Annotated in this window: 9 protein-coding genes; 2 read left to right on the top strand and 7 right to left on the bottom strand. The window is 38.6% G+C overall.

From position 1 onward, the window contains the following. Positions 1-6: 6 nt before the first annotated feature. Positions 7-1,380 carry a tRNA uridine-5-carboxymethylaminomethyl(34) synthesis GTPase MnmE gene (gene mnmE / locus AC3E9F_RS02960; RefSeq protein ID WP_263393640.1) on the top strand — a complete coding sequence of 458 codons (1,374 nt, stop codon included), beginning with the start codon at positions 7-9 and terminating at the stop codon, positions 1,378-1,380. Between the two features lie 445 nt (positions 1,381-1,825). On the opposite strand, the gene hemH is transcribed toward mnmE, so the two are convergent. Then, positions 1,826-2,920: a ferrochelatase gene (gene hemH, locus AC3E9F_RS02955; RefSeq protein ID WP_263393641.1), complete on the bottom strand. Its 1,095-nt coding sequence runs from the start codon at positions 2,918-2,920 to the stop codon at positions 1,826-1,828. A gap of 153 nt (positions 2,921-3,073) precedes the next feature. On the opposite strand from hemH, the gene pepT reads away from it, so the two are divergent. Next, the gene (gene pepT / locus AC3E9F_RS02950) at positions 3,074-4,297 is read left to right on the top strand and encodes a peptidase T (RefSeq protein WP_263393642.1); all 1,224 of its coding nucleotides are present in this window, start codon (positions 3,074-3,076) and stop codon (positions 4,295-4,297) included. A gap of 27 nt (positions 4,298-4,324) precedes the next feature. On the opposite strand, the gene AC3E9F_RS02945 is transcribed toward pepT, so the two are convergent. The 6 genes from AC3E9F_RS02945 to AC3E9F_RS02920 form a co-directional block, all read right to left on the bottom strand. After that, the gene (locus AC3E9F_RS02945; protein WP_490672789.1) at positions 4,325-7,504 is read right to left on the bottom strand and encodes a pneumococcal-type histidine triad protein; all 3,180 of its coding nucleotides are present in this window, start codon (positions 7,502-7,504) and stop codon (positions 4,325-4,327) included. Between the two features lie 7 nt (positions 7,505-7,511). Beyond that, complete coding sequence (locus AC3E9F_RS02940) at positions 7,512-8,441, bottom strand: metal ABC transporter solute-binding protein, Zn/Mn family (RefSeq protein ID WP_263393644.1); 930 nt, start codon at positions 8,439-8,441, stop codon at positions 7,512-7,514. A gap of 155 nt (positions 8,442-8,596) precedes the next feature. Continuing rightward, positions 8,597-11,137, bottom strand: coding sequence for a pneumococcal-type histidine triad protein (locus AC3E9F_RS02935; protein ID WP_263393645.1), 2,541 nt, complete (start codon positions 11,135-11,137; stop codon positions 8,597-8,599). Between the two features lie 289 nt (positions 11,138-11,426). Continuing rightward, positions 11,427-12,386 (bottom strand): hypothetical protein, encoded by a 960-nt coding sequence (locus AC3E9F_RS02930; RefSeq protein WP_263393646.1) that lies wholly within the window; start codon positions 12,384-12,386, stop codon positions 11,427-11,429. 123 nt (positions 12,387-12,509) lie between these two features. After that, positions 12,510-13,421, bottom strand: a complete 912-nt coding sequence (locus tag AC3E9F_RS02925) for a bifunctional riboflavin kinase/FAD synthetase (RefSeq protein ID WP_025170344.1) — start codon at positions 13,419-13,421, stop codon at positions 12,510-12,512. Between the two features lie 55 nt (positions 13,422-13,476). After that, the gene (locus tag AC3E9F_RS02920; RefSeq protein ID WP_263393647.1) at positions 13,477-14,412 is read right to left on the bottom strand and encodes a dihydroorotate dehydrogenase; all 936 of its coding nucleotides are present in this window, start codon (positions 14,410-14,412) and stop codon (positions 13,477-13,479) included. Between the last annotated feature and the right edge of the window lie 3 nt (positions 14,413-14,415).

The raw sequence follows: 14,415 nt of genomic DNA, 5'->3' as shown, positions 1-14,415 counted from the left end.
AATGAAATGATTACACGTGAATTTGATACCATCGCAGCAATCTCGACTCCGCTTGGTGAAGGGGCTATTGGGATTGTTCGTTTAAGTGGAACGGATAGTTTTACTATCGCCCAGAAAATTTTTAGAGGCAAGGATTTGAGCAAGGTTGCTAGTCACACTCTAAACTACGGACATATCGTTGATCCTCAGACAGGTAAGGTTATGGACGAGGTCATGGTTGGTGCTATGAAATCTCCAAAAACCTTCACTCGTGAAGATATTATTGAAATTAATACTCACGGTGGAATCGCCGTAACTAATGAAATCCTTCAACTAGCTATCCGTGAAGGGGCTCGGTTGGCTGAGCCTGGTGAATTTACCAAGCGTGCCTTCCTCAACGGTCGTGTGGACTTGACTCAGGCTGAAGCTGTTATGGATATCATCCGTGCTAAGACTGACAAGGCTATGAATATAGCAGTCAAACAACTTGATGGTTCCCTGTCTGACCTCATTAATAATACTCGTCAGGAAATTCTCAATACCTTGGCTCAAGTTGAGGTCAATATTGACTATCCTGAGTACGACGATGTGGAAGAAGCCACTACTGCTGTTGTCCGTGAAAAGACCTTAGAATTTGAACAACTTTTGACCAATCTTCTAAAAACAGCCCGTCGTGGCAAAATTCTCCGCGAAGGGATTTCAACGGCTATTATTGGTCGCCCAAACGTTGGGAAATCAAGTCTCCTCAACAACCTCCTTCGTGAAGATAAAGCCATTGTAACGGATATTGCAGGGACTACTCGAGATGTTATTGAAGAATACGTCAATATCAATGGTGTTCCACTGAAGTTGATTGATACTGCTGGTATTCGTGAAACAGATGATGTCGTGGAACAAATCGGGGTTGAACGCTCCAAAAAAGCCCTCAAGGAAGCTGACTTAGTTCTACTAGTACTAAATGCTAGTGAACCTCTGACTACTCAAGACCGACAACTTCTTGAAATCAGCAAAGATACCAACCGTATTATCCTACTGAATAAAACTGACCTACCAGAGGCCATCGAAACTGAAGAACTTCCAGAAGATATTATCCGGATTTCAGTCCTCAAGAATCAAAACATTGATAAGATTGAGGAACGAATCAATGAGCTCTTCTTCGAAAATGCAGGCCTTGTTGAGCAAGATGCTACTTATCTATCTAACGCCCGTCATATTTCATTAATCGAAAAGGCTGTTGAAAGCTTACAAGCAGTTAACGAAGGTCTTGAACTGGGTATGCCAGTTGACCTGCTTCAGGTTGATTTGACCCGTACCTGGGAAATTCTTGGAGAAATTACTGGTGATGCAGCGCCAGATGAACTTATTACTCAATTGTTCAGCCAATTTTGTCTGGGTAAATAACATAAAAACTAGGTCAAAAGAATGCTAGTCACCTAAAAAGAGGCTGGGACAAAAGTCCTAGCCTCTCAATTGTCTTTGGATTGTCGAGCAAGACGCAGTGGTTGAGTGGGCTCTACTATGCTGATTGCATCAGCTTTTACAGCCCTACTCAACTGTGCGGAGGTGGGACAACGAAATCGAATTCTAACGAATTACCGATTTCTGTCCCACTCTATTTTTCTTACAATTTCTAAATTAGATCCTACCTTAGCGGATAGCTGAAACAAACATTATACTCAATGAAAATCAAAGAGCAAACTAGGAAACTAGCCGCAGGTTGCTCAAAGCACTGCTTTGAGGTTGTAGATAGAACTGACGAAGTCAGTAACATATATACGAAAAGGCGACGTTGACGCGGTTTGAATTTGATTTTCGAAGAGTATTACTAGTTCTTTCCTATTTTCACTTAGTCTTTAGGTAATTTGCCAGCTTTTTCAAGCATTTTTTTGATTAAATAAGGCATCTTGACATTTTCACGACCTTTTTTCTCAATCAATTTTTTAACAAATTCTGGCATTTGTAAGTCTTGTGATTCATCTAGAATATTCTTAGTTTCCTCCGAAGGAACTAATTCATCAAAGGTTTCTTCTTCTGGGAGGAATTCTCTAAATTCTTTATGTTCGTTAGCTCGGACAGTATTAACCAAGGCATCAATCAAACGAGAATCTGTATTTGGCATTGGTGGACGATGGTAGTTCACCCCCAATTCCTGACACAATTCATAACATTCCACATCGTTGTCAAACAAGACTTCAATGTGCTCACTGATAAAACTAATAGGTACAAAAATATAATGATTTGGATGTTCTTTCTGTTCTCTGAGATACTCCAAAACATCTGGCTTAATCCACGGAATACCAATATCACTTTCGCTCTGCCAAGTGTTGGTATATTGCCCTGGATCCAAGTCTAATTTCTTCGCAATTAACTTGCTATTTTCAAAAATTTGATCGATATAGGGATCACCAAAATCTAAGGCAAAAATGGGCACACTGTGGGCAGAAAAGATGACTTTAAAGCTATCCTGCTTTACTTCTTCATTTAAAATCTTAGTAATTTCATCCGCCCAATAGTTTAAGAGCGCTGCTTCTTGATACCAGTCCTTAATGACTAAAAACTGAATTTGTTTGCTTTCCAGAAACTTTTCGTACCCCATAACAGAGTAAAAAGAATAATGGGGCTCCAAAATCAAGCAAATACACTGCTCAATACCATCTGCTTCCATTTGCCGAATTACATCTGGAATAAAAGGGGGTGAAAATTTATTGGCAAAATAGACACTATATTCATTTTCTAACCTAGCTTCTACCAAGGCAACTTCTTCACGGGTAATTTTTTGAAGTGGAGTTCCTCCAATTCGAACATAATTATCATAAAGGGTTTGAATCTCGTGGTCTTGAGGTCGAACTCCTCGACGAATGTTGGTAAAAAAGTCAGCTACTCCTTCAAAGGTAATCTCTTCTGGTGAACCAAATGTCATCATTAAAATTGCTTTTTTCATCTCTGCATCCTTGTGATATTTTTATCTTTCTTATTGTATCACTAAAGAAGCCATAAGTAAACGTAACATAAGAATTTTATCTCCCTTCCGACTTTTGTTTTTCTCTTCTTTCTATGATACAATGGTTTTAAAGAAGGAAAAAAAGGAGTTATAATGAAATATCCAACATTACTAGAGCGTTTTTTAACTTATGTTAAGGTTAACACACGTTCAGACGAAAATTCTACTACTACACCAAGTACTCAAAGTCAAGTAGACTTTGCGACTAATGTCCTCATCCCAGAAATGAAACGTGTCGGTTTGCAAAATGTCTATTATTTGCCAAACGGTTTTGCTATCGGTACACTTCCAGCTAATGATCCTAGTTTAACTCGTAAGATTGGTTTTATCTCCCACATGGATACGGCTGATTTTAATGCTGAAGGTGTTAACCCGCAAGTTATCGAAAACTACGACGGTGGTCTTATCGAACTAGGTAATTCTGGTTTCAAGCTTGATCCAGTAGATTTTAAGAGCTTAAAGAAATATCATGGCCAAACTTTAATTACTACAGATGGGACTACCCTTCTAGGTGCTGATGACAAATCTGGTATTGCTGAGATTATGACAGCCATCGAATACTTAACTGCTCATCCTGAGATTAAACACTGCGAAATTCGTGTCGGCTTTGGACCTGATGAAGAAATCGGTGTTGGTGCCAACAAATTCGATGCAGAAGATTTCGATGTCGACTTTGCTTATACAGTTGACGGTGGACCTCTTGGTGAACTTCAGTATGAAACCTTCTCCGCGGCAGGTGCAGAGCTTCACTTCCAAGGTCGCAATGTTCACCCAGGAACGGCTAAAGGACAGATGGTTAACGCCCTTCAGTTGGCAATCGATTTCCACAACCAACTTCCAGCTGGTGACCGACCTGAACTGACTGAGGGTTACCAAGGCTTCTACCATCTCATGGATGTGACAGGTACGGTCGAGGAAGCGCGTGCTAGCTACATCATTCGTGACTTTGAAAAGGATGCCTTTGAAGCGCGTAAGGAAGCTATGCAAGCTATTGCTGATAAGATGAACCAAGAACTGGGTAGCAATCGTGTTACTTTAACATTAACTGACCAGTACTACAACATGAAGGAAGTTATCGAAAAGGATATGACACCAGTAACCATTGCGAAAGCGGTTATGGAGGACCTTGGTATCACACCTATCATCGAACCAATCCGTGGTGGAACAGATGGTTCTAAGATTTCCTTTATGGGAATTCCGACGCCAAATATTTTCGCTGGTGGCGAAAATATGCACGGCCGTTTTGAATACGTTAGCCTTCAAACCATGGAACGTGCAGTTGATACTATCATTGGTATCGTATCCTACAAAGACTAAAAAAGAAGTAGCTAGGCTACTTCTTTTTTAGTTTACTACTTTCTCACTTGTTTCAGGAGATGTCGTTTTTAAAAGTGAGTTTGACTCTTCACTTGTTTGTGAAGTGCTAGTTTCAGCTGGCTTTCCTTTAGATTGGAACTCTTGATTTAACAAAACGATTTCTTGAGCAACCGTCAGCAAAGCTTGCTTGTCTTTACTTGCCGCTGCTAGTTTATCAAACAAGGCATCGACTTTTTCAAAGTCAGCATCTGAACCATTATTCAATTCCAAATAAGTATGAAGGGCAAGGACTCCGTTGTATAGTTGTTGATAGAGAGCCACGACCTCTGGATCTTGTTTTGCATTTTCACGTTCATTCTGAATAGTCTGTGAAATACGTTTTAGAAGATCTTGGACTTGTGTATTTAATTCATCAAGATCCGCATCTTCTTTCTCCAAAGCAGCTTTCAGATTTTTCACTTCGTCTGCGAGTGAGGCCTTAACACCCTCCTCGTTGACTTGAGCCACTAATTCATCAGCTTTTGTTAAGAGACCTTCTACCTGCCCTTTTAAGACATGGTTACTTTGTTCCTCAGGTTTGATATCGTCATACAAACCTTTCAAGAACTCATAAACAGCAGTTTTAGCACTATGACCATCCACTTTTTCTGTATCTAAGATTGTTTCAGAAGTCTTGCTTGCAACTGGCTCATTTTTCAGTGCTTCTTCTACTTCCAGTTTTGTTTGGTAGATTTCTGGGAAGAGTTTGTTCAAGTCAGTTGCCTTAAGGAAGGATTGTGACTGATAAAGTGTCCACGTTAGGTTGGCAACTTTATTTCTAAGAGTGTCATTTAAGCGACCGTCAGATAGATGTTGGTAGAAATACTTGATGTATTCTACTGTTGTAACTCCAGTACGGTCATTAAAATCTTGCAAAGCTTGTAACTTAGCTTCAACTGCATCTAAACCTGCTTCATCTTGGGCCAGTTTATTTTCTTGGAGCTGAGTCAATAAATCCTTCTTAGGAAGTCCATAAGCATCTGTGTCTAAGGTATTAATCTTATCTACTAAAGCTTGATATTTCTTGTCTAAAGGACTGATTTCTGTTGGTTTGACACTTGAGTCAATGTGAATATACTGCTTATCAAACAAATCCAAAGCTGCCAAATAACCTGCAGTAGAGTTGGTTGATAGCTTCTTCATATTTTCAGAGAATTGACCCAAGGCAAGCTCAATTTGTCTTTGTAAAATTGGTTTATCTTTATAAACTTCGCGACTTTCTGCCAAGAGTTGATCAATCTTATACTGGACTGCTTTTTCATCAAAGGCACCAGGTTGGTAAGTTGACTGTAATGCAGGAATTTTGTTTTTCAAAGCGACTTCATAACCTTTGGTTTGAACCTTGATGTAGTGGTTGTGATCACCATGAGGGATAACAAAGCTACCATTTTCAACCTGCAAGCTATAAGGAGAGACTCCATCACGTAGAGCGGTTGTATAGAGTTCATTTAGAAAATCAAGCTCTGCATCTCCAGTTTGAATCGGAATACGAACGTGTTCCTTACGAACAGCGTAAGGGTGAATGTGAGTTGGGTCATAAGCCTGGTCTGGATTACCAAATACAAAGAATCCATTTGAAATTCTGATAGCCTCAAGTGGAACACCATATGTTTTAGAAATATAAGCTATTTTTTCTTCATCGCTGGCATCTCGAGAGAAACTTTCAACCGTCTTGGCAAGAGGTTTAACAGGTTCTGTCTGCTGATGGCCATGAAGATGGTCTTGTGCAGCCTTAATCTGCTCTGCTGATAAATCTTTCTTAAAGAAATAATGGGCATGGTCTCCATGTGAAACTACAAAACCTTGCTCATCTTCACTTATCACTCGGTCAGCATCGAATCCGTGATCGTGGTCTTCACCATGGTGGTGATCATGTCCGTCTTCATCATGGTGATCATCTGATGGATTAGGTTTAACTTCGGTTTTACCTTTCAAGTGTTCCTGAGCTTCTTTAATCTGTTGAGCCGTCAAATCTTTCTTGTAAAAATAATGATTGTGGTCTCCATGTGAAACGACAAAACCTTGGTCGTCCTCACTAATCACTCGATCAGTTGCGAAGTCATGGCCATGGTCTTCTTCGTGTTGATGATCAACATCTTCGTGGCCATGGTCTTCGTTTGGTTTACTTGGAGTTTCTACAGGATTTGATGGTGTTACTAGACCTGAAAGTGGTATCAAGCGTGCAATCTTTTGCTCCAAAGCAGATAAACTACTATAAGGGATGAAATGGTAATGATTTCCATGAGGGATAGCAACTCCATTAGGCGTACGACTGGTAATTTTAGCCGGGTCAAATACCAAACCATCAGATTCTTTATAGCGTTGACTAACTGGTAAAGCATAAAGTTGGTCTAGAAGTTTTTGAAGATTATTTTCTTCTTGTACTGGATTGCTTGTAGCTGGTTTCTCTACTTGATGACTTGGTTCAACACTTGGAATCGGTTTGTAGTCTGTTAAACTTTGTTGACTTCCTCTTCCAGCAAGGTAAGCTTGAGCGGCAGCCAATTCACTTGAAGATAGAGCACTCTTAGGAACGTAATGATAATGGCCACCATGAGGAACGATATAAGCGTCACCTGTATCCTCTAAAATGTCTGCAGGATTAAAGACGTAACCGTCATCAGTTGTATATCGACCTTGTGCTCTGGCAGCAATAACTTCATTACTTGTACTACTACTATCTGATGTGTGTTCTTGTTTTTGTTTCTCGATTTGGTCTTTGGTACGAATATTATCTGCATGACTAGCATCCTTCAGATAGACATAATATTTGCCATCCACCTTGATGATATAGCCACCTTTAATCTCATTGACAATATCTCCATCACTTAGTTGATAGTTTGGATCTTTCATGACTAATTCTTCACTAAAGATGGCATCATAAGGCACCTTACCATTGTAGAAATGGAAATGGTCACCGTGGGAAGTCACATAGCCTTGATCTGTAATCTTAGTAACAATCTGTTCAGCTTCTATTCCTTCTTTTTGGTTAACTTGATCAGGTGTCAGATTTTCATTCTTTTTAGCATCAGACTCTTTCCCATCAACATAGGATACACGGTTATTTTCTTTGTTCTCAGGCGCTTGATGTTGATTTAAAGCGTAAGCGCAGACACTTAATGCAAGGACCACTGCAGATCCTGCTAGATATTTTTTATTAATTTTCATAAACTCCTCATTTCAATTCTTCAGCTAAAATAGCTATATTGTCTTCTAAATTTTCCAAGTAGGACTTGTCATTTTGTGGGTCGGCCTCTAAAGGATTGAGTGTTTTAAGAGTCACACCTGTTGATTTGACAAGTGTATCAGCAACTTTAGACGAAGCATTGCTCTCTGTAAAGATAGTTTTGACCTTATAATTTTTTACAAATTCTTGAATTTCGGTTAACTGTCTCGGGCTTGGTTCTTGGTCTGGTGAAATACCAGCTATTCCAAGTTGATTTAATCCAAAGCGTTTCGCTAAATATGAAAAAGCTGTGTGTTGAGTTACAAAATTTCTTTGATTGACTTTTTCAAAAATGGGTTGGTATTTCTTGGTCAAATCATGAGCTTTGGCACTAAAACTTTGTGCGTTTTTTTGATAAGTATCCTTATTAGCGCTGTCTAGTTCGGATAACTTATCAGCGATAATCTGGGCTTCTTCAGCAACCTTTTCAGGATCAAGCCAAGTATGAGGATCATACAAGGTCTTCTCATCAATTCCTTCTCCAGCTTTCATATCTTCTAATCCAGGCACGCGCTCCAAGGTCATACCTTCTGATGCTTCTAAGACCTTTACCTTAGACTTTTGCAGGCTTGGATCCAAACTTCCCGCCCATGATTCCAAGGTATGAGAATGGTAAACGAAAACATCTGCATCATAAATGGCTGCAATGTCATTCGCAGAAGGTTCAAATGAATGGATACCTGAACTAGACTGAATCATCCTAACATCATTTAGGTCACCCGAAATTTCTTTGACCATGGCATAGACAGGATAAAAACTAGTCACAATCTTCATTCCCTTAGTTTCATTACGATTGTCTTGATTAGCCTTTTGTCCACATGCTCCTAAAACGAGAACAAAGAAGGTAATCATGACCCATAGAATACTTCTTTTTTTCATAACAACTCCTTAACTAGTATTTAACCATTTAATTAACTAGTAAATAGTTTACTCCTAAAAACTTAAAATGTCAATATTTTTTATGGATTTTCATGAAAAAAGTGAGAACTAGATTTCATTATCAGTTCTCACTAGTCATCTTTATCATTTGACTTTTAATTCTTTTCGTTTGTTATAGGCTTACTATTTTTTAGCAAGACTAAAAGATTTTCAGCCTGAGCCATAATACCATTGTTATCCATAGTACCTAGTGTTAGATTATTTCGTAAACCAGCCAAGGTTTCGCTAGCATTGGATTTCACTCCTGCATCTGTCACATTCTTTAATAACTCTTCTGCTTCTTGTAGTTTAGCTTCTACCTTTTCAGTTTCAATCTGTGGTTCTTCCTCTGGAGATTCTTCTGGTTCATCAGCTGGATTAGTATCCTCTGGCTTTTCCATTTGCGGTTTCTCCTCAAGAGTTTTTTCATTATTCGAATGGTCATGTTGTCCATTTTGGTTTCTTAGAACATGGTCACTTGCATTTCCCCAACCACTATCCGAATGCGGACGCTCGCTTGGATGCTCGACATAGTACTTCACAGTCGCAAAAAGATCTTCGAGCGCATATCCCTTAGGAGCTTCGTAAAGCCCTTCATCAAACCATTCAAACTTGATATTATGGTAATGATCAAAGTGAGGGATAATCAAGTTACCATTTTTGACATCAACTGCATACTGTAGATTGTAAGGCATGCGATCTAGCGGTACCTTCTTCTCAGCTTTTACCCTATTATAGATAGCTTCTGCCCCTTTTGCTTCCGATTTTGTTGAGTTCTGATTATCAGTCGAAGGAGGCGTCAACCTCTTCTCTTTGGCATAAGCCTGAGCAGTTGCCCTCTCAGCTTCGGACAAACTATCCTTACCGATCCAATGACTATGACCCATATGTGGCGTTACATAAGCATCTCCCTCGTCACTGATAATATCATGGGCATCAAAGATATAACCATCCGATGTTGTGTACTTATCCGCTAGCTGGGCTACACGAACTTCATAGTCACTATACTCGATTTGTGAGTTTGGCTTACCAAGACGTTCTGGATGACTAATCGGTGCAATAAATTTAAGCAAATCATCTACAAAAGCTATCTTATTAACATGCTCATCATTTAATCTTTCTAACAACTGATCCAAAGTCTTGAAGTCAGATAGCCGTCCCTTATTTTCAAGTAAGTTCCTATGCGTTTGCTCCAACAAACTATAAGCCTTATCATAGAATTCCTGATCTCTAGGAGCTATTGTGCTTTTCTTCTCCGCTAAGGTATGAGATGGTGTAGCCACATTATTTAGTTTTTTCTCAAAAGCTATAAGATTCTCTTTAGACAAATCCTTACTCAAGACATAACGTGATACTCCTTTATCTTCAAGGACATAACCCTGACCAATTTTTCTGACTACTTGCTTGGTAAGTTCCTCATTAGAATGATTTTCAGGAATAGGAACTGGAGCTGGTTGAGGATTTGGTACAGGTTGTGGACTTGGTATTGGGGTAGGCTCTGGAGCAGGGATTGGAGTCGGAATTGGTTTTAATTCTTTACCACCTGCAGTAGTATGATTTCCTTGATAATTTTCAGAAATCATTCTCGCAATCTTCTGCTCTAAATCAGACATTTGAGAATAAGGGATAAAGTGGTAATGATCTCCGTGTGGCACTGCAACACCATTCGCAGTTTTTCTTGTAATTTGCGCTGGATCAAAGAGTAAACCATCGGATTCCACATGACGTTGGCTGAGTGGCAAGGCGTAAAGTTGTTTCAAAAGACTAGATACATCTTCACTTGGACTTGCTTGATAACTATTATCCACTTGTGGGCTAACACTTGGGGTCCATCTTCTAGTATTTGCCTCAACATTGCTTTGATTCGTTTGTCTATATGTACTACTATTCGAAGCATCTGATGAGCTGCTAGAAGAATTTGTTGACGGTCGATACCCAACTGAGCTTGTTTGACCACCTTTAGCGTATAAGAAGGCTTGAGCAGCAGCTAGTTCGCTAGCTGATAAATCACTTTTGGGAATATAATGAAAGTGATTGCCATGTGGAACGATGTAAGCATCACCCGTGTCCTCAATAATATCACTAGCATTAAAAATATAACCATCATCCGTCGTATAACGTCCCTGAGTCCTTGCTACAGCGACTTCATTACTAACCTTTACTCCGCCACCATGTCCATGTTCCTGCTTCTGACGATTGATCTCATCCTTACTACGAATATTTTCGGAATGAGAAGCATCTTTGAGGTATACATAATAGTGACCATCAACCTTAATGACATAGCCACCCTTGATTTCGTTGACAATATCCTCATTTCGAAGTTGATAATTCGAATCTTTCATCAAGAGTTCTTCGCTAATAATAGCGTCATAAGGAACCTTACCATTAAAGTAATGATAATGGTCTACATGTGAAGTTACGTAGCCTTGATCGGTAATCTTAACGACTATCTGTTCCGCATTGATTCCTTCTCGCTGACTTACCTCATCTGGCGTCAAATTTTCGGTCTTAGTACTAGCCTGATTTCCATCTATATAAGCCACACGATTAGACTCTTTGCCAGTCTGTACTGCTTGATAACGCCCTAATTCATAACTTGAAAGGCTTAAGGCTAAAAGAGCTACAGAACCAAGAACATATTTTTTATTGATTTTCATCTAAACACACTTTCTATTTTCACTACTAAATATAATATTTAGGCAATACTATAAGTTCTGTGTCATTAACCAGTTAAGTTTATAAATAGAAATATTTATAAAAACAATTAAAATGTTCTAAACCTTTTTGTAGGTTTTTAGTATTGTTTAGCCAAATATATTGGATTCATAAACTTAACCATTTAATTAACCAGTAAATATTCTACTCCTTAATATTTAAGATGTCAAGTTATAAATTCATTTTTTACAAAATTTTACCCAAAAGAAAAGCACCCTAAAAGATGCTTTCTTATAAACTACCAATGTTGATCTCAGGAAATTTTTTTGGAAGAAGATTCCAGAATTCTTCTAATTGTTCTTCTACTCTATTAGTATTTCGAATAGTTAAGCTATATTTCTTAGAACTATCCTTTCGAGTATAGACAAACTGATAAACTTTTGTAAAACGGCTATAACCTGTTCGTACTAGATAGATCCTCCACACATCTCTAAGATTTAGAGCTTGGGTTCCTTTGTAATAAGTAATGAGATGGTTTTTATACAAAATAACTTTCAAGTCCTGGTCGTAAAATTCAGCTTGAGTATCAAGCAGTTCGAGATTTCCTTCTAATTCAGGGTACAGACGATACAGCTCTTTGAATGAATCAACTGTTTTCTTTCGCATGATAAAGGCTGCTATTAAAGTCATTAGCCCCATGCCGGAAAAAATCACAATACCAAAAATATAGCTCAAACTATCCCTAGAATATTCACTGAGACTGAGATAAATTCTTGTATTCATATTACGAGCGACAACCGATTTAGCAGGGAGAATAGAGCTAATAAATTCATCAAGATTGATAATCTTAGTGTTCTTAGAAGTATTGACAAAATTGGTATTAGTGAGGGGTTCTAACTGTATACCTGTAAGAGTTCCAGGATTATCAGCAAGATTGTCTGCGTTCTCAAGAAGTTTATTAATTGACTCATCTTTCACTTTAGACTCAACTACAGCAAACTTTCCTTCACCTTCCTTGCTATATTGCACAATATAAACAACAGTTCCACCATCAACTTCACCAACAGGTTCAGGATAGATACCGTAGACTGGCATAGTAACTTCTTTTCCAGTATCAGTCGTATCTGCAAACCTCTCTGTAGGCTTCTTGTGCATTTGACCTAAGAATCCTGAAATAGAAGCAATCGCAAAGAATACTAGCGAAAGTATCAGTACAGAAATAAAACCCTTATTTCTTTTTTCTTTAAACATCATAATCTCCCTTAATCTCTTATTAGAATTATACCAGACTTAAGTATATATCTCATCTCTGATCCTTGTTTTTCTGAGATTTTAACAAAATAAAAAGCTCGAATTTTCATTCGAACTTCATTATTATTTTCTTGCAGCTTTTTCATCTTCTTCGAGTTGTTTGACCAGTTGTTCAATGCCGTCAAATTTTACCATATCTCGGATACGATCTAACCAATAGACGGTCACTGTTTCGCCATAAATATCTTCATCAAAATCAAAGATATTCACTTCAAAACGTTCTTCTTCCCCATCGAAGGTGACATTCTTACCGACACTTGCCATCCCTCGATAAAGTTTTCTCTTGATTTCGATATCAACAGTATAGACACCATCTGCCGGCATATAAGTACGGTCCAAGAGCACCAGATTGGCAGTTGGATAGCCGATTGTTCGACCACGAGCATTGCCGTGTACGACTATTCCTCTTGTAGGAAGTGGACTTCCTAGTAACTGACCAGCTTCTTTCACATTCCCTTCAAGGATAGCTTGACGAATACGGGTAGAGCTAATCTTCCCTTTTTCATCTTCTACAGGAGGTACTACGACTACTTCTCCATCAAAGATTTCTTTTAAGTCTTCAGCTGATTTTCTATCTGAACCAAGACTATAGTCAAATCCAACTACAATGGTATCTGCTTTAACTTCTTTGACAAAGGTATCTACAAATTCTTGAGCTGTCATATTAGCGATACGACTTGAGAAGTCCATTAAATAAAGATTTTCAACACCAGCACGTTTAAACTTACGTTCACGTTCTTCTGCATTCAGGATATGAAGTAAATTTTCTGGTGAATAGGGTTTTAAGGTTAATTTTGGTGATTCATGGAAAGTGATTAAGGCAACACTCAATCTTTTTTTGGCAGCTATTTCCCCAGCAATGCTAAATAATTTTTGATGTCCTAGGTGAATACCGTCAAAATATCCCAATACAAGGACGGTTGGACCTGGAGTTGCAATGTCTTTTTCAGTTTTTATAGGTATTGTTACAATCATAGTCATATTATACCAAAAAGAAGAAGGCATTCAAAATATTACGAATTTAAAAAGACTATAGGCTACTTTTAACTTCTTTTCTCAATTGCTCCAGAGTTTCGATGTGATATTTGTCCATGACTTTTGGTAAGTTTTCTATGATATCAGGACAGGCGTAAGGATTGGTAAAGTTTGCTGTACCGACTCCAATTGCTGAAGCACCTGCAAGATACATTTCTAAGGCAGCTTGAGCTGAATCAACTCCCCCCATACCGATAATTGGAAGATTAGTAGATTGGGCTACCTGATGGATCAATTTGAGAGCTACCGGAAAGACTGCCGGTCCAGACATGCCTCCTGTCCCATTTGCGATAATCGGTTTTCTAGTTTTAAGATCAAAACGCATACCAACGAGGGTATTGATCATAGTGAGTCCAGCAGCTCCAGCATCCTCTGCTGCCTTAGCAATAGTTACAATGTCAGTCACACTTGGTGTTAATTTGACGTAAACAGGTACTTCTGAAGCATCAACAGCTGCTTTTACCACATCATAGGCTAAATCAGGATCTTGTCCAATTAATAGCCCATGATTGCCATGATCAACGTTAGGACATGAAATATTGAGCTCAATAGCTTTTACATTATTTGCCTTGGAAATATCATGGGAAACCGCTGCATACTCTTGTTTTGAAAATCCAGCAACATTGGCGATAATAGGGAGATTTGGATATTCTCTTTCAAGCCAAGGTAACTTTTCAGAAAGAACGACCTCTAAACCAGGATTTTGAAGACCAATAGCATTAAGCATACCAGCAGGAGTTTCTGCCACTCTTGGAGTAGGATTCCCAAAACGTGGCTCAAGTGTAGTTGCTTTAATCATGATAGACCCTAAAAGGTCTAAATCATAGTATTTAGCATACTCTTGACCAAAACCAAAACAGCCTGATGCGGGAATGATAGGATTCTTTAACTCTAATCCAGGTAGAGAAACTTGTAATCGATTTGTAGTCATGAC

Source organism: Streptococcus sp. SCPM-O-B-15277 (M60) (assembly GCF_058200335.1).
The sequence above is the reverse complement of the archived record's forward strand: the minus strand, read 5'-3'. Positions and strand labels throughout refer to the sequence as shown.